General features: G+C 71.6%; 16 protein-coding genes. 11 read left to right on the top strand and 5 right to left on the bottom strand.

The features are described 5' to 3' along the window. Positions 1 to 290 precede the first annotated feature (290 nt). Positions 291 to 977: an acyltransferase family protein gene (locus CLV63_RS05020; protein ID WP_106581665.1), complete on the bottom strand. Its 687-nt coding sequence runs from the start codon at positions 975 to 977 to the stop codon at positions 291 to 293. 508 nt (positions 978 to 1,485) lie between these two features. Here CLV63_RS05020 and CLV63_RS05015 point away from each other — a divergent pair. Further along, the gene (locus CLV63_RS05015) at positions 1,486 to 3,327 is read left to right on the top strand and encodes a calcineurin-like phosphoesterase C-terminal domain-containing protein (protein WP_245928588.1); all 1,842 of its coding nucleotides are present in this window, start codon (positions 1,486 to 1,488) and stop codon (positions 3,325 to 3,327) included. A 174-nt stretch (positions 3,328 to 3,501) separates the two neighbouring features. Here CLV63_RS05015 and CLV63_RS05010 read toward each other — a convergent pair whose 3' ends face one another. The 3 genes from CLV63_RS05010 to solA all read right to left on the bottom strand — a co-directional run bounded on the left by CLV63_RS05010 (position 3,502) and on the right by solA (position 7,592). Further along, the gene (locus CLV63_RS05010; protein ID WP_106581663.1) at positions 3,502 to 4,371 is read right to left on the bottom strand and encodes an SDR family NAD(P)-dependent oxidoreductase; all 870 of its coding nucleotides are present in this window, start codon (positions 4,369 to 4,371) and stop codon (positions 3,502 to 3,504) included. 56 nt (positions 4,372 to 4,427) lie between these two features. Then, positions 4,428 to 6,242 carry a flavin-containing monooxygenase gene (locus CLV63_RS05005; protein ID WP_106581662.1) on the bottom strand — a complete coding sequence of 605 codons (1,815 nt, stop codon included), beginning with the start codon at positions 6,240 to 6,242 and terminating at the stop codon, positions 4,428 to 4,430. Positions 6,243 to 6,395: 153 nt separating this feature from the next. Continuing rightward, positions 6,396 to 7,592 carry an N-methyl-L-tryptophan oxidase gene (gene solA / locus CLV63_RS05000; protein WP_106581661.1) on the bottom strand — a complete coding sequence of 399 codons (1,197 nt, stop codon included), beginning with the start codon at positions 7,590 to 7,592 and terminating at the stop codon, positions 6,396 to 6,398. 191 nt (positions 7,593 to 7,783) lie between these two features. Here solA and CLV63_RS04995 point away from each other — a divergent pair, with 191 nt between their 5' ends. The 10 genes from CLV63_RS04995 to CLV63_RS04950 all read left to right on the top strand — a co-directional run bounded on the left by CLV63_RS04995 (position 7,784) and on the right by CLV63_RS04950 (position 20,231). Next, entirely contained in the window at positions 7,784 to 8,764 is a 981-nt protein-coding gene (locus tag CLV63_RS04995; RefSeq protein WP_106581660.1) for a dipeptidase, read from the top strand. Then, entirely contained in the window at positions 8,764 to 9,387 is a 624-nt protein-coding gene (locus CLV63_RS04990; RefSeq protein WP_211301154.1) for an MSMEG_1061 family FMN-dependent PPOX-type flavoprotein, read from the top strand. The genes CLV63_RS04995 and CLV63_RS04990 overlap by 1 nt, the downstream gene beginning before the upstream one ends. Next, positions 9,387 to 10,316, top strand: a complete 930-nt coding sequence (locus CLV63_RS04985) for a PDR/VanB family oxidoreductase (RefSeq protein WP_106581659.1) — start codon at positions 9,387 to 9,389, stop codon at positions 10,314 to 10,316. The genes CLV63_RS04990 and CLV63_RS04985 overlap by 1 nt, the downstream gene beginning before the upstream one ends. A gap of 17 nt (positions 10,317 to 10,333) precedes the next feature. Beyond that, a complete protein-coding gene (locus CLV63_RS04980) occupies positions 10,334 to 11,548 on the top strand; it encodes a PucR family transcriptional regulator (protein WP_146165511.1) in 1,215 nt (404 codons plus the stop codon). 161 nt (positions 11,549 to 11,709) lie between these two features. Further along, positions 11,710 to 13,260 (top strand): ABC transporter substrate-binding protein, encoded by a 1,551-nt coding sequence (locus tag CLV63_RS04975; protein ID WP_106581657.1) that lies wholly within the window; start codon positions 11,710 to 11,712, stop codon positions 13,258 to 13,260. Between the two features lie 85 nt (positions 13,261 to 13,345). Further along, positions 13,346 to 14,317, top strand: coding sequence for an ABC transporter permease (locus tag CLV63_RS04970; protein ID WP_106581656.1), 972 nt, complete (start codon positions 13,346 to 13,348; stop codon positions 14,315 to 14,317). Then, positions 14,314 to 16,068 carry an ATP-binding cassette domain-containing protein gene (locus CLV63_RS04965; RefSeq protein WP_106581655.1) on the top strand — a complete coding sequence of 585 codons (1,755 nt, stop codon included), beginning with the start codon at positions 14,314 to 14,316 and terminating at the stop codon, positions 16,066 to 16,068. Before CLV63_RS04970 ends, CLV63_RS04965 begins: the two co-directional genes overlap by 4 nt. Next, complete coding sequence (locus CLV63_RS04960) at positions 16,065 to 16,892, top strand: ABC transporter ATP-binding protein (RefSeq protein ID WP_106581654.1); 828 nt, start codon at positions 16,065 to 16,067, stop codon at positions 16,890 to 16,892. Before CLV63_RS04965 ends, CLV63_RS04960 begins: the two co-directional genes overlap by 4 nt. 28 nt (positions 16,893 to 16,920) lie before the next feature. Continuing rightward, positions 16,921 to 18,579, top strand: coding sequence for an amidohydrolase (locus CLV63_RS04955; protein WP_106581653.1), 1,659 nt, complete (start codon positions 16,921 to 16,923; stop codon positions 18,577 to 18,579). 32 nt (positions 18,580 to 18,611) lie between these two features. Continuing rightward, positions 18,612 to 20,231 (top strand): amidohydrolase, encoded by a 1,620-nt coding sequence (locus CLV63_RS04950; RefSeq protein WP_106581652.1) that lies wholly within the window; start codon positions 18,612 to 18,614, stop codon positions 20,229 to 20,231. Here CLV63_RS04950 and CLV63_RS04945 read toward each other — a convergent pair. Beyond that, entirely contained in the window at positions 20,179 to 21,534 is a 1,356-nt protein-coding gene (locus CLV63_RS04945; protein WP_106581651.1) for an MFS transporter, read from the bottom strand. The genes CLV63_RS04950 and CLV63_RS04945 overlap by 53 nt on opposite strands. Between the last annotated feature and the right edge of the window lie 78 nt (positions 21,535 to 21,612).

Below are 21,612 nucleotides of genomic sequence, written 5' to 3'. Positions count from 1 at the left end.
CCAGGGCCTCGACCCGCTCCGCGGGCCGGGGGCACCGGTCGCCGTCGCAGTCGGCGACCGCGACGGCCGACTCCTCCGGCAGGCCGGAGGTCTGGGCCGCCACCGCCGCGCCCCGCAGGTTCCGGGGCGGGGACGCCGGTACTCCGCCGCGCCGGTAACGGTTCACACGGGCCATGCGGCCACCTTTCACGGGCGGCGGGGCCATTGGCCGACCGCCGACGGGCCGTCGCGCAACGCGCGGCCCTCGCTGGGAAAGATAGCCTAACCTAACCTAATGGGGCCTTCTTCTCCTAGAGCACCTTCCGGGCGCCGGGAAGGGCGCGTATCGGGAACGCCGCCGCCCAGCAGAGCGGCACTGCGAGGACGGCCAGCAGCGCGAACTTCGCGACGGCGGGCGCCGCCACGCCGCTGAGCGCGTAGCCCAGGGCGACCAGTACGACCGGGTGGATCAGGTAGACGGTGTAGGCGTGCGCCGACAGGAACCGGCGCCGGCGCCCCTGGCCGTCGAGGCGCTCCCGGAACAGCGTGAGGAGGCCCAGGACGATGCCGATGGCGAGTGCCGACTCGCAGGCCGTTATCGCCAGCGACTGCCAGGTGCCGTGGCCCAGGAACGCCGCCTCCTCGCCGGAGCCGATGATGAGGAGGACGATCGCGACAGCGGCGGCGGCCGCCGCGGCGAACCCCGCCCGGCCGGCCCTCCCGCCGGGGCGTCCGGTGCGGGCGGCGTGGATGAACAGGTCGGCCAGTTCGTCGGCGTGCGCTTCCAGGTCGTGGTCCGGGTAGGTCACCCAGTAGGCGAACATGCCGTCGATCGACGCCTGCACGGAGATGCTCATGACGCGGGGATCGAGTTCGCCGCGGAACTCGCCGGACTGCTGGCCGCCGCGGAACAGCGCCTCCCGTCCCGCGAAGACCGGCTCGTTGAAGGCGACGCTGAATCGGAGCGTGGCACCGGCGGAAGCGACCGGGGCGAACATCCGGCCGCCGTTCAGGGAGCGAACCGCGCGCCTTTCCTGGAAGGCGCTCGGCGCGCGCCGGCACCGCGCTTCCCGGACCCTGATCGGGACGGCACCCCGCCGGGGTTCCGTGCGTACTCGCGCTCACCGGAATGCACGCACCGCGGCCAAACCCGAGAAAGCACAGTGCGAACTCCCGGGACATCGACGGTCCGGTGAAATCCGCCCGGAATTCCCGCGCCCCTGCGGCGCCCCTCGCACCGAGGAACGTCCACGTCAGGACGCAGACCGGAACGGTCCCATTCACCACTTGTCATCGCCCGGTGGGTGATCGTTGGCCGTCGGATGGTCCATCGTTCAGGCGTTTTGAGAAAGGATGCTCTCCGTCGGCCTCCCCCTGGCCGGTTTCGTCCCCCGACATATCGGAGAACGCTGCATGGTGAAGATCAATTCGCGACATGCGGAAACGCGCCGTACCCCGCGGACGCGCCATTTCTCTTCAACTGCCCGCGCCGTACTGGCGGCCTCGATCGCCACCGCGGTCGCGGGTTCCTTGGCCATCGTGGCCTCCCCTGCCTTCGCACAGCAGGCGGAGAACAGCGATGCCAGCGCCTATCGCGGCAAGGTGGAGGTCGTCCGCGCCTCTGAGGGCGGTAAGGGCGGTGCGGGCGGAAAGAACGGTTCGGCGCTCACCGGAAAGGTCTTCGTCGACGCCGACCGGAACAGCGCCAGCGGCGGCGGCGAGCGCGGCCTGGCCGGCGTCACGGTCACCAACGGCCGCGACGTCGTGCGGACCGACAAGAAAGGGCGGTACCGGCTGCCCGCGTTCGACAACATGACGGTGTCGATCACGCAGCCGTCCGGATACCAGGTGCCGCTGGACAAGTACAACATCCCGCAGTTCCACTACAACCACCTGCCCGAGGGGTCTCCGAAGCTGCGTTACGGGGGGATCGAGCCGACCGGGCCGCTGCCCGCCGCGGTCAACTTCCCGGTCACCAAGAGCAAGCAGACCGCCGCCGAAGCGCAGAACTGCGTCATCGCGGGCGACTTGCAGACCACCGACAAGAAGGAGATCGAGTACGCGCGCGCCGGCGCCATCAACGACCTGTCCAAGCGCGACGACTACGCCGGCTGCGGCGCGCTGTTCGTCGGCGATGTCGCAAACGACGACCTGGCGCTCTACCCCGACATCAAGGACCTGTTCACCGAGATCAACGGCCCGGTCCGGCTCCTGCCCGGCAACCACGACCTCGACTTCGACGCCCCGAGCGCCGAGCACTCCTTCGACACCTTCCGCGCGCAGCTGGCCCCGGAGTACTACTCCTACGACGTCGGCAACGTGCACGTCGTGGCGTTGAACACCGTCGACTACCCGTGCACCGCGGCCGAGGACAGCCCCGAAGGCATCGACGAGCACTGCGCCGACCCGAAGGGCGACCCGTCGTACAACGGCCGGATGGACGAGGACCAGCTCACGTGGCTCAAGCGCGACCTGGGCAAGGTCGACCGGGACAAGCTCGTCGTCGTCGCCGGCCACATCGGCCTGCTGAACTACGCCGATGAGAGTTCCCCGGTCCACCAGGTCGACCAGGTGAAGCGCGTGCACAAGCTGCTGGAGGGCCGCAAGGCCGTGGCGGTGTCCGGCCACAGCCACAGCATCGAGAACCTCAAGGCCGGTGACGACACCAAGGGCTGGCGCGACCTCTTCGGCGTCGAGGGCCTGCCGTTCCCGCACATCACCGCGGGCGCGATCTCCGGTGACTGGTACTCGGGCGAGGTCGGCGAGGAGGGGTACCCGACGGCGATCGGCCGGGACGGCGGGCGCCCCGGCGTCGTGACGCTGGACGTCGAGGGCAGCGAGTTCCAGGAGCGCTACACCGTCACCGGCGAGCCCGGCGAGGTGCAGACGCAGCTGGGCATCAACAGCCCGACCTACCGCGAGTGGTTCAAGGAACGCAAGGAATGGAACGAGAACCCCAGCGGTGAGGCGCCCGAGTTGGCGGAGCCCCTGGTCGTCGACAAGGAGGACCTCTCCGGCGGGAGCTGGCTGACGACCAACTTCTTCTTCGGCTCGACCGGCTCGACGGTCGAGGTCGGCATCGACGGCGCACCCGCCGAGAAGGCCGAGCGCACCCAGCAGCTGAAGGGCGAGGCGGTCAACGTCGGTGCCGAGTACTCCGACCCGTACGCGGCCGCCCAGCAGCTGGTCCACGGCGGCAGCCTCGCCGAACGGACGATGCACATGTGGCGGTTCGACCTGCCCGGTGACCTCGACACCGGTACGCACACCGCCGAGGTGACCGCGACCGACTCCTATGGCCGCGAGTTCACCGACACCCTTGAGTTCGAGGTCGCCGAACGGCCGTAAGGGCACGTCCGCACAGCGGGCTCCGCAAGGGGCCGCCGCCCGCGCGGGCGGCGGCCCCGGAACGGCGTCGGAGGGGGCGGCTGACCATGCCCGCCCGGCGCGAGCCCGTCGGCGCCGTCCACCACGCCCCTGCCGGCCCCGGCGCCTGCCCCTGTGAGCGTCCGGAGAACGGCGTCAGGCGGCCGACCAGCCGCCGTCAGAAGGCAGCACGACCCCGTTGAGGTTGACGCCGTCGTCACTGAGTAGGAACGTGATCGACGCGGCCGGCGCCTCGGGGCCGACCGGCGGGGGCATGAGGGCCATCCCCCCGCGGATCCGCTCGGCCCCCAGTCGGGAGGCGAACCCGGCCTCGATACCGGTGATCACCGGTCCGGGCGCCACGCTGTTCACCCGGATGCCGCTGGGGCCGTACATGTAGGCGCTGCTCTTGGTCAGGCCGATGACGGCGTGCTTGGAAGCGGTGTAGGCCGCGCCGGCGGCCGACCCCCGCAGCGCCGCCTCGGAGGCCACGTTCACCACCGACCCCCGGCCCGCTTCGAGCATGGCCGGCACGACCGCACGCATGAGCTTCATGGTGCCGTCCACGTTCACCGAGAAGACGCGGCGCCACACCTCGTCGGCGACCTCGTGGACCGGGGTCATGTCGTCCATGATCCCCGCGACGTTGGCCAGCCCGTCGATCCGGTCTCCTGCGGCCTCGACGACGCGCGAGACCGCCCGATCGTCGGTGATGTCACCGGGGACCGTGACCAGATCCCCCATGTGCGGCTCCTCGGCGAGCCCGGCCAGGCGTTCCGCGGAGACGTCGACGGCGACCACCAGCCCGCCCTCGCGGACCACCCGTACCGCCGTAGCGCGGCCGATCCCGGATCCGGCGCCGGTGACGATCACCGTCTTGCCGGAGAACCGCCCCTCGGTGGGCTTCTCTCGCCATTCCGGCTGCGGCGCGGCGCTCGGCGCCGGCGGGACCTGTGCGCTGTCGCGCTCGGCGGGCGGCCCGTCCGCGGCCGCCGCCCGGGTACTCGCGGAGCGGTGCGATTCCATGCGTTCTCCCTTTTGATCAGGCTGTAGGCGGTCCCTGGCGACCCACGCGGCGGTGGCTACGGCTTCGGCCCCACGACCTCGTGGATGTGCTCCTTGCGCCACTCCGTCAGCAGCCGGTGGAAGACCACGGGGCCGGGGCTGAAACCGGAACCACCGCGGACACCGGCGCCCTCGCGGTTGTAGTAGCCGGGCGTGCACTCCGCTTGGAAGGCGGAGTTGTCGCGGGCGCTGTCCCGGATGGTCCCGGCCCACGCGTCGGCCGCCTCCCGAGAGGGCTCGACCACGTTCGCCCCGGACTTGCGGGCTTCGGCGACCACCGCGGCGATGTGCTCGCCCTGCTCCAGCAGGATGTGGGTGAAGTTCACCGAGTTGGTGTTCTGCAACGACCCGAGATGGAAGAGGTTCGGGAACCCGTTGCTGTAGAAGCCGTGCAGGGTGCGGGGCCCACGGCTCCAGGACTGGAGCAGATCCCGCCCGCCGCGGCCGCGCACCGGCAGCGTTCCGGACATCACCCCGGAGACGCCGACGTCGAATCCGGTGGCGAAGACGACGCAGTCCGCGGGGTACTCGGCCTCGCCGACGACGATCGCGTCCTCGGTCATGCGGGTGATGCCGCCGTGGTCGGCGGTATCGACGAGGGTGACGTCGGAGCGGTTGAACGCCTGGAGGTAGTGGTCGCTGAAGCAGGGCCGCTTGCACATGTAGCGGTACCAGGGCTTGAGCAGTTCGGCCGTGTGCGGATCGTCGACGACCTCGTCCACGCGCGCCCGGATCCTGTTCATCGTCTGCGCGTCCAGGATCTCCTCGACGCGCTCCCGCTCCGCCGCGGGGACGCTCGTGTCCACCGCCCCGGCGATCATCTTGCGCTGGAGCCGCGCCGTTGCGGTCCAGCCGTCCTGGACCAGGTCGCGATGCACCTGCTCGCCGGAGAGGATCGCGAGGAGGTTCTCCATGCGCGCACGCTGCCAGCCGGGCCGCAGGGAGGCGGCCCAGTCCGGGTCGGTGCGGCGGTTGTCGCGGACGTCCACCGTGGACGGCGTCCGCTGGAACACGTACAGGTGCTGCGCGTCCCGTGCCAGGTGCGGAATGACCTGCACACCGGTCGCCCCGGTGCCGACGACCGCGACCCTCTTGTCCGCCAGCCCGCTGAGGCCGCCGTTCTGGTCGCCGCCGCTGTAGCCGTAGTCCCAGCGGCTGGTGTGGAAGGTGTGGCCGCGGAACTCCTCGATCCCGGGGATGCCCGGCAGTTTGGGCTGGGTCAGCGTGCCGGAGGAGACGATGACGTAGCGGGTGCGCATGCTGTCGCCGCGGTCGGTCTCGACCAGCCACTCCTCCGCGGATTCGTCCCAGGTCAGGGCTGTAGCGCGGGTGTGGAACAGTGCGTCGCGGTACAGCCCGAAGGTCTCGGCGATCGCGACGGCGTGCCGGCGGATCTCCTCGCCGGGGGCGTAGCGCCACTCCGGCACATGGCCGACCTCCTCCAGGAGCGGCATGTAGGAGTAGGACTCGATGTCGCAGTGGATGCCCGGGTAGCGGTTCCAGTACCAGGTCCCGCCGAAGTCGCCGGCCTCGTCCATCATCCGGATCGATTCGACGCCGGCCTCGCGCAGCCGTGCGCCGGTGACGAGGCCGCCGAACCCGCCGCCGATCACGAGGACCTCGACGGTGTCGGTCAGCGGTGCGCGTTCGGTCCGCGGGGTGTAGGGGTCCTTGGCGTAGTAGCCGAACTCACCCGCCGCTGAGCGGTACTGGGCGCTGCCGTCGGGGCGGATGCGGCGGTCGCGCTCCCTCGCGTATCTGGCCCGCAGTGCCTCCAGATCGATGTCGGCCCCTTCCGGGTGGGGGCCGGGGGCGCCGTCTGCGGCTGTCATGGAGGTCCTCTCGGCAGTTCCGGGGGCACGGGCGCAGGACTTCCGGCCGGCGGCCGGGAGTCCTGCCGGTCGCCGCGCCACGCGACACGTATTAAGTCAGTTGCATGACTTATTTTAACGATACCTGTCGCTCCGGGTCGGCTCGCCGTCGCTCTACGGAGAGTCCAGTTTGAAGGTGATCGGATGGTCCGGGTCGGAGACGGCCGGCCGGGCGAGGCTGAACGCCCCGATCGGGTGCGGAGTCGCTCCTGCGGTCTGCAAGTCGGCCAGGATCCGGCCGGCGAGGCCGGCGAACTTCGCTGCGTGCCCTGCCCCGTTGAAGACCGCGACATGCGGATGGCCCGGCAGGGTGTCCAGTACGAAGCCGCGGTCAGGGGGCATGTCGTAGACGCAGGTCCGGTGGGCCAGGACCGGGCCCGCGGACTCGGGGAGGTGCTCGCGCAGGAACGCCGCGAGGAGTTCCCCCTCGGCGTCGTCGCCCTCGAAGACCCGGTCCGCACTCTCGATGAAGCGGCCCCGCATGTCCCTGCCCAGCTTGGTGGCCGCCTCGCCGTAGACGGGGAAGCCGTAGTAGGTGTCCTGCCGGCCGTGGTAGATCCAGACGGGGTGCCGGTCCGGGGTGAACGCGGAGAGGTGTCCGCTGCTGAAGTAGCTGACCTGCTCCTGGGACAGGGTGAGGGTGAACCTCAGGCCGAGGTCGGACATCAGTGGGCCCATCCAGGAGCCGGCCGCCACGATGAGCCGGTCCGCCCGGAGTGTCTCGGTGGTCCCGTCCGGCGTGGCGACGCGGACGCCGACACTGTCCGCGGCGAGTTCGACGCCCTCCACCGCCCCGGTCCGGAACTCCACGCCGGACGCCTGGGCGAGGGACGTGTGCGCGCTCACCGCCCGGCGGATGTCCAGCACACCGGCGTCGGGCTGGAAGATGCCGAGGGTCCCGTCGGAGACCCTCCACTGCGGGAACCGCTCCCTGATGTCATCGGCGGTGAGCGGGTCATAGGCGAAGCCGAGTTCGTCCAGGGCGCGTCGGCAGTTGTCGATGTGGGCGTGCCCGGCGGTGCCCTCCTCGGCGAGATCCAGTCCGCCGGTGGTGGTGACCAGCGGCAGTCCGCTTTCCCGTTCCACATGGGCCCATGCTTCGTACATCGCGTCGGTCAGCCCCGAGTACGCGGTGGAGGGGTAGACCCGGCGGATGATCCTGGAGTGGTCCCCGAAGGAGCCGAAGGGGTGGAGCGGCCCGAACCGGTCGAGGACGAGGACCCGCTCGGCACCCCGCTGACCGAGCCAATAGGCGGCGGCCGAGCCCACGGACCCGGCACCGACGACGATGTGAGAATAGCCCTTCGGCATGGCGACGTCCCGTCTGCGCTGGCTGCACGGCTGACTGCACGAGTGAACTGGGGACCATGGTCGGCGTGCCGCGCAGCGTTATCGACCTATAGGGATCGAAGGTTCCCGAGAACCCATGCGGCAGGTGTAGGAAAGCCCACGTCGCACTTTCAACGCCTGCGCGGTGCGGAGGGCGGCCGGACGTTGGTTGGATGGGGCCCATGGTCCACGGCATCACCATCGACGGCTGCAATCCCAGCAACTGGGGGAGCCCCGGCGTCTACACCAGCCTCGCGCGCGGGAACGTCACCGCGGTCAACGCCACGATCGCCATCTGGGAGGGCTTCGAGGCGACCGTCGACGCAACGGCCGCATGGCATCGCCGCTTCCGCGAAGAGGCGGACGCCCTCCTACCGGTCCGGACCACCCGGGACATCGTGCGCGCGCACGAAACCGGCCGGGTGGGGATCGTCCTCGGCTGGCAGAACATCGCCCCCATCGGGAACGACATCGAGCGGCTCGAGGCGTTCCACGTGCTCGGTGTGCGGATCGTCCAACTCGCCTACAACGTCAGGAACCTGGTCGCCAACGGCTGCTACGAGCCCGCCGACGAAGGACTCAGCATGTTCGGCGTCAAGGCGGTCAAGAAGCTCAACGAACTGGGGATCCTCGTCGACCTCTCCCATGTGGGCGACCAGAGCAGCCGCCATGCGATCGAGGACTCCGACCGGCCCGTCGCCTTCACCCACGCCAATCTGCGGGAGTTCTGCGACCACCCCCGCAACAAGCCCGCGGCGCTGGTCCGGGCCCTGGCCGAGAAGGGCGGGGTCATCGGGGCGAACGCCTACCCCCAGTTCCTGCCCAGCGGATTCGACGCCGGTATGGCGGAGTACCTGGACGGCCTGGAGCGGCTGCTCGACGTGGCCGGCATCGACCACGTGGGTATCGCGACCGACCAGTGCGAGGGCCACGACAGGGACTTCTTCGAGTACCTGGCCCGGCTGCACGGCACCACGCCCCACTTCGACGTGCGGATCCCCGGCCCCAACCCCGCCATCAAGGGCCTGGAGACCAACGCCGAGATCCCGAACATCGCCGCGGGACTGCGGGGCCGCGGCTACGGCACGGAAGAGGTCGACAAGATCATGGGCGGCAACTGGATGCGCCTCTACCGCGACGTCTGGGGGGCCTGATGCCGCGGCGACCCGAACCCATGCCCCTTGCGCGCGTCCGCGAGCTCATCGGGGAACCCAGCGAGGCCGCCAAGGCCAAGGTGCAGGACCATGTCGACGAGCACATCCACCGCTTCATCGCGCACTCCCCGTTCGTCTGCGTGGCGACCGCCCACGCGGACGGCACCGCGGACTGCTCTCCTCGGGGCGACTACCCGGGGTTCGTCAAGGTCCTGGATCCGCACACGCTCGCCCTTCCGGACCGGGTGGGCAACAACCGCCTCGACACCTTCGAGAACCTCGCGACCGACCCGCGCATCGGCCTGGTCTTCCTGGTGCCCGGCCACCGCGAGTCGCTGCGCCTGAACGGCACGGCGTACCTCTCGGAGGACCCGGACGTCCTCGCGCGCCTGGAGGCCGAGGGGAAGGTCCCCAAGGTCGCCATCATCGTGCGGGTGCGGGAGGTCTATCTGCACTGCGGCCGGGCGATCATCCGCGCACGGCTCTGGGACCCCGGCAGCGCCGCCCTCGCCGACCAGGTCCCCACCATCGGCGAGGTGATCGCCGCCAGGGCCGATGGGCGGTTCAGCGCGGACGCCATCGACGACGGCCTCGAGAAGTCCGCCTACCGGAACCTCTACTGATGGCGGCCGCAATACCGCCCGCGCTGGTGGTGGACGAGGTCCATGCGGCGGCGGAGGGGGTCCGCGCCGTCACCCTCCGCGCCCCCGACGGCGGGGCGCTGCCCGCCTGGCCGCCCGGCGCGCACCTCGACGTCGAACTCCCGAACTGGCTCCGGCGCCAGTACTCGCTCTGCGGCGACCCCGGCGACCCGTACCGCTACCGCATCGCGGTCAAGCACGAAGAGCTGAGCCGCGGGGGCTCGGAGTACATCCACCTGTTCCTGCGGCCCGGCACGCGCCTGCGCGTCGGTGCGCCGCGGACGACCTTCCCCGAGGACACCCCGCCGGGGACGCTCTACATCGCGGGCGGCATCGGGATCACGGCCGTGCTGGCCATGTTCGTGCGGGACGTCCGGCGGGGGTACGCGCCCACCCTGCTCTACGCGGGGCGCAGCCGGGCGGGCATGCCGTTCCTCGACGAACTGCCCGGGGACGCCGCCGTCGTGGTCGCCGCATCGGACGAGGGGCGGCGGCTGGACCTGCCCGCCCGGGCCCGCTCCCTGCCGGACCGCTCCGAGATCGTCACCTGCGGGCCCGCCCGGATGACCGCCGCGGTCGAGGCGGCCTTCGGCGGCGAGCGGTTCGGCCGGGTGCACGTCGAGCGCTTCCGGGCCGAGCCGCGCTCCTTCGCGGACGACCGGGCGTTCGTCGCCGAGTGCGCGCGCAGCGGGAAGAAGGTCACCGTCCCCGCCGGCGAGACGCTGATGGACGCGCTGCTGAAGGAGGACGTCCCCGTGGGGGCGGGGTGCCGCGAAGGGGTGTGCGGCTCGTGCGAGGTCGGGGTCCTGAACGGGGAGCCCGAACACCGCGACCTCCTGGGCGCGCCCGAAGGGCGCATGTACCCGTGTGTCTCGCGGAGCGTCACGGAGACCCTGGTCCTGGACCTGTGAATCGGTAGGATCCTGGCATGGACGCCATTACGGATCTTGCTGAGCGGCTTGCCCAGAGGATCCGGCGGAGTGTGGCCGTCGACGACGTCGACCTCCGCCTCCTGGGGTCCAGCACGCATTTCGGCGACGCCGACCCCTTGCGGCTGACCTCGTTGGCGAACCGGCGCATCGAAGGCCCGGTCCGGGATGCGACGTTCGCCGCCGGGTTCCCGCACTGGCGCGAGCCGCGGCGCGGCCGGGCGCTGGGGATCGACGGGCACGAGCACGACCGCATGAGCTTCCCGCTGCGCTCCCGGTACGGTCCGCTGGGAGTGATGTGGGTGATCCTCCTCGACGGCGACGAGCTGTCCGAGGAGGACATGCGGCAGTGCCTCTCCGCGGGCCGCGAGATGGAGCGCGTGCTCGCGCGGCGGCAGCAGGACGAGCAGGAGTCCGTGATCGAGGCCGAGGCCCTGCTGCTCGCGCTGCTCTCCGATGCGGCGGCCGACCGGGCGTCCGCGGCGCGCGACCTCGCGGATCTCGGCTACTTCGCGGACTCGACCGATGTCACCGCCCTTGCCATGGTCGGCGCGCGGCCCTGGCCCTCCCGCACCGCGGACGAGCGGGCGGCGGTGCTGCGCAGGGCCTTCCGGCAGGCCGTCCAGTCGCAGCGGGACCAGGCGGCGGCGTTCGCCGTGACCGAGGACCACGCCTTCCTGCTCATCGGCAGCCGCGGCGGCACGGCGCGGTCGGAGTACGCGAAAGCCGCGGGGCGCGTCATCGCCAAGGTGGCCGAGCTGGATCCGCCGCTGTCGGAACAGCTCCGCTTCGGGGTGGGGTCGGCCGTCGCGCTCGCCGACGCGTCGCGCTCCTACGACCAGGCGCGGATCGCGGCCCGGATCGCGGCGGAGAAGGGGCACCCGGTCGCCCTTCGGGAGGATCACCCCCTGGAGACCCTGGTGGAGATCGCCGTCCGGCCCGAGATCGACGCGTCCCTGCTCCCCGACCTGGTGAAGGACACCATCGAGGCCCAGTCGGAGGAGTCGCTGGCGACGGTGGCGTGCTTCCTCGGCCACGCGGGCAGCGTCGCCCGCACCTCCGACACCCTGCACCTGCACCGCACCACGGTCTACTACCGGCTGCGCCTGTTCGAGAAGGACACCGGCCTGTCGCTGGACAACGGCGGCCACCGGTTCCTCCTGCAACTCTGGCTCGCCGTCCGCGACCGGGCCGGGCACCCCCGCACCGGGTGAACAACCGCGGCGCCTGCCACGCGGTTAGACACGTGTAGGAAAGACCGCGTCGAGTTTTCAACGCATGAGCGGTGAAACCCTGCTGCGATCTTGCTTTCATTGCGACGTCCGTCACAGTCGAGGCGCCGCCGCTTCGCAGCCGGCCGACCGGGAGGACCGCCATGTTGGGTCAGGGCAGAGGACGGGCCGTCTCGGCCGCCCTGTGCGCGGGCGCGCTCCTGCTCTCGGGGTGCACGACCGGCGGCGAGGGCGCGGATTGGGAGACGATCCGCGGGGCGTGGATCGAGGATCCGACGACGTTCGACCCCGCCCTGACGCAGACGACCGACGACTACCGGGCGGCCCGCCTCGCCTTCGACACCGTCGTCCGCAGGGACCTCGACGGCGAGCTCGTCCCCGGCCTGGCCGAGTCCTGGGAGCAGTCGGCCGACCGCGTGACGCTGACCATCGGTGCGGGGCACACGTGCGCCGACGGCACCGAGATCACGCCGACCGTCGTCGCGGAGTCCCTGGAATACCTCGCGGACCCGGACACGAAGTCGCTCCACACCAGCGGGGTCTTCGGCGAGGGCGAGGCGGCGATCACGGCGGACGACGATGCCGGGGAGGTCGCGATCGAATTGAGCGAACCGCACTCGGAGGTGCTTCCGGGGCTCGCCATCCCCCAGGCCGGAGTCATCTGCCCCGCCGGCCTCGCGGACCCCGAAGGACTCGCGGCGGGGGAGGTCGAAGGCGCGTTCAGCGGGCCCTACGTCCTCACGGAGAACCGCCGCGGCGTGAACTACCACTTCGCCCTGCGCGAGGACTACGACAGTTGGGTGGAGTACTCCGAACCCCTCGAAGGCACCCCGGCGAAGTACCTCGAGTTCATCGTCGGGGCAGAGGACGCCGTGGCGAACCAGCTCCTCAGCGGCGAACTCGACGTCGCGCCGGTCGAAGCCGAAGAGCTGAGCAGGTTCGCGGACGACGGCGGCTTCGGGACCACCACGGCGACCACCGGCGAGTACTACATCATGTTCAACCACCGCGAGAGCAGCCCCTTCCGGGACGAAGGGCTCCGCAGGGCGGTGGCCCGACTGATCGACAGGGAGGCCCTGCGCGAGATCGTCGACCCCGAAGGCGAACTGATCGCCACCCTGGGCGACGACACCATGCAGTGCGCCAACACCGATGAGTCACTGCTCCTCGACCAGGACGGGGATGCCGCCTCCGACGCCCTCGACGGAGTCCCGGTCAAGGTGGTGGGCAGTGACGCCATCGGCCCGAACGGCTCCGCGACCGTCTACGTCCGGGAGCGGCTCAACGCCGCGGGCGCCGATGCCGATTTGCAGAACACCGACGTCGGCAGCTGGGTCGCCCGGCTCTACGACGAGCCCGAGACCTGGGATGTCACGGTCTACGCCACGGTCAACAACATGGGGACCATCTCGTGGGGCCTGACCACGGTGCTCGGCGAGTGGCACGAGGACGGGGGCCGGAACATGACCCACTCCGTGAACCCCGAGGCCGCGGAGGCGCTGGAGGCGGCGCTGAGCGCCGAGTCCGATGCGGAGATGTGCCGCCACTGGGACACCGCTCAGCGGGCGGCGCTCGAAACGGTGGACTTCATCCCGCTCTCCATGGTGACCCAGTCCATCGTCAGCAGGGACGGCTACGCCGTCGAGGTCCCCGGCGGCCGCGAGGACGCGACCACGTTGCGCATCCTCGACTGACCCCGCCGCCAGCGCGGCACCGGACGGACGACCGGCCGGTGCCCGCCCCGAGTCCGTGCGCCGCCGAGACCCGCCAGGGGGCACCATGAATGCGATCACGACCAGGCCGTGGCCGGCCTTCCTGCTGCGCAAGGCCGCGGAACTCCTGCTCGCGATGGTGGCGCTGGTCGTCATCACCTTCGCCATCGCCCACCTCATCCCCGGCGACGCCGCGCGGGTGGTCGCCGGAGTCGACGCGACAGCGGAGCAGGTCGAGGACACCCGCGCGCGGTTGGGCCTGGACCGGCCCCTGGCGGCGCAGTTCTGGGATTACCTCAGCGGTGTGCTCACCGCGGACCTGGGCGAATCCTTCCGCACCGGCCAGCCGGTGAGCGAGGTCATCGCCAACCGGCTCCCGTTCACGGCGTCGATCGCGCTGTTCGGCATAGCGCTCACCCTGGGGGTCTCGCTGGCGCTTGGGCTGGCGGTGGCCGGGCTCACCCGCGGAAACCGCAACCCGTGGCTCGACTCGGCCTTCGGCTGGGCCACGGGCGTGGTCCTGGCGCTGCCGGTGTACGTGATCGGCGCCGTGCTGATCGTGGTCTTCGCGGTGAACTGGGGCGTGCTGCCGGCCGCCGGCGCCGACTCGCTGTACTCCTATGTGCTCCCCACCATCGCGATCGCCTTGGGCCCGATCGCGTCGATGTCGCGGCTCGTGCGGCGGGAGGCGGCCGTGGTGCTCGAACAGGACTACATGCGCACCGCCCGCGGGCGGCGGATCAGCACGTTCCGGCAGTACGCGAAGCATGCCGTGCCGAACCTGCTGGCCTCCACGCTGACCCTCTCCGGGCTGATCCTCGCCGGCATGATCGGCGGGGCGATCATCATCGAAAGCGTCTTCGCCTGGCCCGGGCTCGGCCGCGCCGTCGTGGACTCGATCATCGAGCGGGACTATCCGATGACCCGGGGGATCATCCTCACCGTCGGCGCGGTCGCCGTGGCACTCAACACCGCCATCGACATCATCCTCGCCCTCGTCGATCCTCGTACCCTCCGAGCAGGGAAGGTCCTGGCATGAGCGCGATTCCCCCGATCCAGCCGGAGGAGGTCCCGGCCGCGGCCGCACGGCGCTCGCGCCGGCCGGGCCCCATGCTCGCCATCGGGCTCGCGCTCATGGGCTCATTGGTGCTCGTGGCGGTCCTCGCCCCCGTCCTCCTCGACGCGGACGCCGTCGGCCTGACCGACGACAGGCGCCAGGGGGCCTCCGGGGAGCACCTCCTCGGCACCGACGAGTTCGGCCGCGACCTCTTCGCCCGTGCCCTGGTCGCCACCCGGCTCACCCTGGTGCTGACCGTCTCCGCCACCGCCATCTCGGTGGTGCTCGGGGTCGCCGTCGGCCTGCTGGTCTGGATGCTCTCCCCCCGCGTCCGCAACCTCGTCCTCACCGCCAACGCCGTCGCCGTGGCGTTCCCCGCCCTGGTCATGGCGCTGGTGATCGCGGCGATCCTCGGGCCGGGCGCGATGTCGGCGACCCTCGCCGTCGGAATCGCGGGCATCCCGGCGTTCGTGCGGCTGAGCGCCACCATGGCCGCGCCCATCATGGTGCGCGACTACGTCTCGACCGCGAAGCTGCTCAACGTCCCGCGGCCGGTGATCCTCGTCCGGCACGTCCTGCCCAACCTCGGGGAGGCGCTGCTGGTGCTCAGCGCCAACAGTTTCGCGGTCACCCTGACCGAGCTCTCCGGCCTCTCCTTCATCGGCCTGGGCGTGCAGAACCCGGACTACGACTTCGGCCGCCTCCTCGCCGACGGACTCCCGAACACCTACACGCAGCCGATCCAGATCGTCGGGCCCAGCGTGATGCTCGTGCTCACCGGCGTGGCGGCGATGTTCATCGGCGACGGCCTCGCCGCGCGGAGCAACCCGCGCCTGCGGCGGCTCGTGCGCGGCCGCCGCAGCGGCATGCTGCACCGGGCCGACGAGCTGTCACAGGAGATGGCGGCCGCGCACAGGGAGCAGGGCGGGGCGGCCGGGGCGGCCGCGCTGCGGGTCCGGGGCCTGAAGGTGGCGACCGCCCAGGGCAGGGAGCTGGTCCGGGGGGTGTCCTTCGACGTCGCCCCCGGCGAGATCCTCGGCCTGGTGGGCGAGTCCGGGTCGGGCAAGTCGCTCACCGCCATGTCGGCCGCCGGACTGGTGCCCGACGGGGTCGACGCCACGGCCGCGGAGGTGACCACCGTCGGCCACGACCTGCTCGGCCCGGTCCGCTCCGGCGACCTGGCCCGCGACGTCGCCCTGATCTATCAGGACCCCGTCTCCACCTTCAACCCCGCGCTGCGGCTGGAGAACCAGCTCACCGAGGTCGCCCGGGTCCACCAGGGGATGAACCGGCGCGCGGCCCGCCGGGCGCTGGCCGCGGAGTTCCGCCGGCTGCACATCAGCGAACCGGACAGCAGGGGCAGGCAGCACCCGCACGAACTCTCCGGCGGGATGCTCCAGCGGGCGATGATCGCCTCCGCGCTGCTCACCGACGCGAAGCTGATCATCGCGGACGAGCCCACCACCGCCCTGGACGTGACGGTCCAGGCCGAGGTGCTCCGGCAGTTCGTCGCGGCGAGCGGCTCCCTCGGCGCCGCGGTGCTGTTCATCTCCCACGACCTCGGCGTCGTGGAGGCGCTCTGCGACCGGGTGCTGGTGATGAAGGAGGGAGAGGTCGTCGAGGAGCTCACCCGTGAGCAGCTCGCCCGGGGCGAGGTCAAGCACCCGTACACCCGGTCGCTGCTGGCAGCGGCGCAGTACATGGAGCCCTCGGCCGAGGAGGCGAACGAATGAGCAGGGAGACGGCGGACGGCGCGGCCTCGGAGCAGGCCGTCCCTGAGCGCCCCGCGGTGGAGGTCGACGGGCTCGGCGTGGTCCTCGGGTCCGGCACCGCCCGGACCGAGGCGCTGCGCGGCGTCTCCTTCACCATCCCCTACTCCCGGTCGGTGGGGCTGGTGGGGGAGTCGGGCTCCGGGAAGTCGACCCTGGCGAAGGTGCTCGCCGGGCTGGTGCCGATCGATACGGGACGCGTCGTCATCGGCGGGGAGCGGTTCTCGGCCGGCACCAGTCGCCGCAGGCGCGACCCCGGCCTGCTCCAGCTCATCCCCCAGGACCCGTTCTCCTCGCTGAGTCCGCGACGCACGGCCGGGCAGGCCCTCGCCGAGGCGATGGACCCGCTGCGCGCCGACGCCCGGCGGCACCGCTCCGCCATCGAGGAGTGGTTCGAGCGGGTCGAGCTCCCGGCGTCCGCGGCGGCGAAGTACCCCCACGAGTTCTCCGGCGGGCAGCGCCAGCGGATCGCCATAGCCCGGGCGCTGTGCACGCGCCCCCGGATCGTGGTCGCCGACGAGATCACCTCCGCACTGGACCTCTCCGTCCAGGTGGAGGTGCTCGAACTGCTCGCGCAGCTCCGGGCGGAACTGGGGCTCACCATGCTGTTCATCTCGCACGACCTCGCCGTCGTCCGGCACGTCAGCGACGAAGTCGCCGTGCTCAGGTCGGGGGAACTGCGGGAGTTCGGCGCGGTCGAGCAGATCTTCACCGCCCCGCGGGACGAGTACACGTCCCGGCTGCTGGACTCCGTCCCCGGCGCCCCGGGCTTCCGGATCAGAGACTGACCGCCGAGCAGAGAAGGAGCATCGAACCGTGCGAGCAGACGTGGCCTTCGTCAACGGTGCGATCTGGACCGGGGACCCGGGACGGCCCTGGGCGCGGTCGCTCTGCGTCACGTACGGACGGGTGGCGGCCCTCGACGACGACAGGGAGTGCGCTGCGGCGCATGAGACCGTCGACCTCGGGGGACGCACCGTCGTCCCGGGTTTCAACGACGCACACCACCACCTGGCCCTCCGGGGCCGCCGGCTCGCCACGCTGGACGTCGGCCACGCGGCGGCCCCGACCCGGGACAGGCTCCTCGGCCTCGTGGCGCACAAGGCCCGGGAACTGGCCCCGGACGAGTGGGTCCGCGGCGGGGGATTCGACCAGAACAGGATCGGCGGGTTCCCCACCCGGGAGGAGCTCGACGCCGCCGGGGGCGGGCGCCCGGTGCTGCTCTCCCACGTGTCGGAGCACATCGCGGTGGCCAGCACCGCGGCCCTGCGCGCCGCTGGGATCGCGGACCTGCGGAGACCGCCGGACATCCCCGGCGGGCGGATCGTCCTCGGTGCCGACGGCGCCGCCACGGGCCTGCTGCTGGAGAACGCCAAGAAGTGGTTCGACGCCACGCTGAAGCCGCACCGGATCGACGAACTGGTCGGCTTCCTGGACACGGCGTCCCGCACCGCGCTCGCCGAAGGCATCACCAGCATCACCGATCCGGGCGTCGGGGGGCTGGACGGGATCGGCATGGGCCGCGCGGACCTGCACGGCTACCTCACGGCCCGCGAGCGCGGCAGCCTCGGAGTCCGGGTCACCGCCATGCCGTACATCACCACGACGCACGCCTTGGCGGGGCTCGAGCCCGGAGTGGACGGATGGGGGCTCGACCTGGGCCTGAGAACCGGTTTCGGGGACGAGTTCCTGCGGTTGGGCGCGGTCAAGGTCCTCAGCGACGGCTCGCTCATCGGCCGGACCTCCGCACTGCACGAGCCCTACTGCGCCCACGCCCCCGGGGAGGAGCCCGGCCGGGGGATGCTGGCCTTCGACCCCGAGCGCCTTGCGGAGACCCTGGGGCTGCTGCATCGCAGCGGATGGCAGCTCGCGGTGCACGCCATCGGGGACCGCGCCGTCGACCTCGCGGTCGGCCACGTGGAGGAGGCGCAGCGGCGCCACCCCCGCCATGACGCCAGGCACCGCATCGAGCACTGCGGCATCGCCTCGCCGGAGGCGGTGCAGCGGATCGCGCGCGCCGGAATCGTGCCGGTACCCCAAGGCCGGTTCCTGTGGGAACTCGGCGACGGCTTCCTCGACGCCCTCGGGGAGCAGCGCAGCCGTTCGGTCTACCGGATGAAGAGCTTCCTGGACGCCGGGGTGGTCCTGCCCGGAAGTTCCGACACCCCCGTGGTGGACGCCCATCCGATGAAGGGGATCCACGCCATGGTGAACCGCCGTACCGCCCAGGGGCGGCTGATCGGGCCGCAGGAGCGGCTCACGGTGGAGCAGGCCGTCCGCGCCTACACCCACGGATCGGCCTACGCCGCCGGCGAGGAGGGGATCAAGGGCAGGATCGTGCCGGGACTGCTGGCGGATCTGGCGGTGCTGGACGCGGACCCGTTCGCCGTCGACCCCCGGGACCTGGCCGACATCGCGGTTGTCGCCACCGTCGTGGGCGGCAGGGTCGTCCACGGCGCCGATGCCCTGGCGTGAGCGGCGCCGGCGACCTCAAGAGAAGGGCACCAATGAACGAGCAGGTCAACGGGCAGGCCGACGAGCAGGTCTTCGTCAACGCCAAGGTGTTCACGGCCGAGAGCGAGACCGACTTCGCCTCGGCCTTCCGCATCAGCGGGGGCGTCATCGACTGGGTGGGGGACGCCGCCGAGCTGTCGGGCGCGGCCCGGCGCCGCGCCCGCGACCTGGGGGGTCGAACGGTGCTCCCCGGGCTGCTGGACATGCACCTCCACCCCGCGCTCATGGCCGACACCGCCGACGCGACCGAGTGCCTCCCGCCCCGGGTGGGCTCACTGGACGGCCTGGTCGACGCGCTGCGCGCCAACCCCGCGCGCGGTGCCGGAGACGGGGCGTGGATCATCGGCACGGGCTACGACGAGACGAAGTATCCGGAGGGGCGCTCGCCGACCGCAGCCGACCTCGACCGCGTGTCCACCGGGCGGCCGGTGATGGTCTGGCGCGCCGACCGCCACTCGGCGGTGTGCAACACCCGCGCGCTGGAGCTCGCCGGGATCACCGCCCAGACACCGGACCCGCCGGGTGCCAGGTTCGAACGCGATGCGTCGGGCCGCCCCAACGGCATCCTGACCGAGAGGGAGGCGACCCTGGCGGTGAGCCGCCACATTCCGCGGCGCGGCGTCTCCGAGCGCGAGTATCTCCTCAGCGCGGTGGGCGAGAGGCTCTTCCGCCGCGGCATCGTCGGCGTGTGCGACCTGCTGGCCACCGCGATGCCGGACCCCCTCGCCCTGTACCGCTCGGTCGCCGCGCGCACACCGTTCCCGCACAGCGCACTGTTCCTCGGATGGGACCCGGAATCCCCCCTTGAGGACCTCCGCGGCGACGAACGCGAGGGCCCCGTGTACGTGGGCGGGGTCAAAGTGCTCATGGACGGCACCTACTCCAACCGCACGGCCTGGGTCTGCACGCCGTATCCGGAGTCGGCGGACCACGGGATGCGGACCATCACCGACGCGGACCTGCGGGCGGCGGCGGACTGGGCCCGCCGCAACGAGGTGCAGTTGGCCGTGCACGCCATGGGGGACCGCGCCATCGCGCACGTGGTGGAGGCATTCGGGGACCAGGAGCCGTGGCTGGACGGTCGGCCCTCGGTGCGGATCGAGCACGCGACCCTGATGAGCCCCGCGCTGGTCGGGCGGCTCCGGAAGGCCCGGATGACCTTCGGCATCGCCACGCACACGATCTTCCTGTACTCGGAGTACGAGGCGTATGAGCACAACCTGCGCCCGGACCAGGTGCCGGACGCCTATCCGATCCGCTCCCTCTACCGGGAGGTGGAATCGCTGGCGCTCTCCTCGGACTGCCCCGCCACCGCGTGGAGCGAGGCCGACGACCCCTTCGTCTCCATCGAGGCGGCGGTGCGCCGCCGCGCCTACACCGGCGCCGACATCGGCCAGGCCGCAGCGGTGACGGTGCCCCAGGCCGTACTGCTCTACACGGCCCGCGCCGCCCGGCTCACCCGCTTGGCCGGGCTGGGGCGGATCGCCCCCGGCCACCATGCCTGCTTCGTTGTGCTCGGCGACGACGTATTCACCGTCCCCGAGGACGAGATCTCCCGGGTCAGGGTCGAGGAGACGTGGTTCCGCGGGCAACGGGTGTACCGCCGCCCGTAGGCGCCTTGACGAGGGTCTCGGGCAGGTACAGGATGCCGACGACGCCGATGAGGCTGAGCACGACCAGGTAGCCCGCCACCAGCCACGGGGTTCCGCCGCCCATCGAGACCAGCCAGGTGGCCGCCATGGGCGCGGTGCCGCCCGCGGCGGCGGCGGGCAGCTCTCGCGAGAGCGCGATGCCGCTCCAGCGCATCCGGGTCGGGAAGATCTCGGCGATCATCGCCGCGGAGACGCCGATGGTCGCTCCCTGGATCACGGCGAGACCGAGGATGAGCCCCAGCGCCACGAGGAGGGAGTTCTCGGTCTCGTAGAGCATGAACATGGGGAAGGCGAAGACCACGCCGAAGACGGCGGCCCCCATGAGGAGGGGCTTGCGGCCGATCCGGTCCGCGAGGGCCCCCGCGGCGAGGGTCGCCGGAATGGTGAGCAGCATGGCGGTGAGCAGGCCGATGAGCGTGTGCGTGGAGTCCACGTTCAGGGTCCCGGTGGTGTAGGAGACCGCGAACGTCTGCACGATGTAGACCCAGGGGAGCGTGAAGACGAAGAGCGCCATACCCGGCAGGAGGAAGCGCCAGTGGCTGCGCACCGCGTCCACGACGGGCGCACGGCTGACGGCGGCCGCCTCCTCCGCGGCCTCGAAGGCGGCGGTCTCCTTCACCCGGAACCGGAAGTACAGCGCGACGGCGACGATCACCACACTGGCGAGGAACGGCAGGCGCCACCCCCAGGCGAGGAACGTCTCATCGGACATCGACCCGGTGAGGGCGGCGAAGGTGGCCGTCGCCAGGGCCATTCCCACGTAGACGGAGGCGCCCGGGAACCCGGCGGTGAAGGCGCGCCGTCCCGTCGCCGAGGATTCGCTGGCCATGGTCATGGCCCCGGCGAACTCCGCGCCCGCCCCGGCGCCCTGGAAGATCCGCAGGAAGATCAGCAGGACCGGCGCCCACAGGCCGATCGACTCGTGGGTGGGCAGGACGCCGATGAGCGTTGTGGCACCGCCCATGATCAGCAGGGTGACCAGCAGGGTCCCCTTGCGGCCGATCCTGTCGCCGAAGTGGGAGAGCAGCAGGCCGCCGATGGGTCGGGCCAGGAAGCCGACGGCGAAGGTGGCGAAGGCGCCGAGGGTGCCGGCGAGATCGCTCCCGCCGAAGAACAGCGGAGCGAAGACCAGCGCAGCGGCAAGACCGTACAGCGTGAAGTCGTACCACTCGATGATGGTGCCCACGGAGCTGCCGATGACGGCACGCCGCCGTTGGCGGCGGGAGTCCAGACCGGCACGGTCGATGTCGTGTGCGGCGGTCATACCACTCTCCCTCGGGTCAACCCGTGCGGTCGGGGCGGGTGCATGGGGGCTGCTGCCGGTGCCCATGTGCGCCATCAA

This window comes from Murinocardiopsis flavida, assembly GCF_003014485.1.
Taxonomy (GTDB): domain Bacteria; phylum Actinomycetota; class Actinomycetes; order Streptosporangiales; family Streptosporangiaceae; genus Murinocardiopsis; species Murinocardiopsis flavida.
Note: the sequence above shows the minus strand (reverse complement) of the source record. Positions and strands in the feature narration are given on the sequence as shown.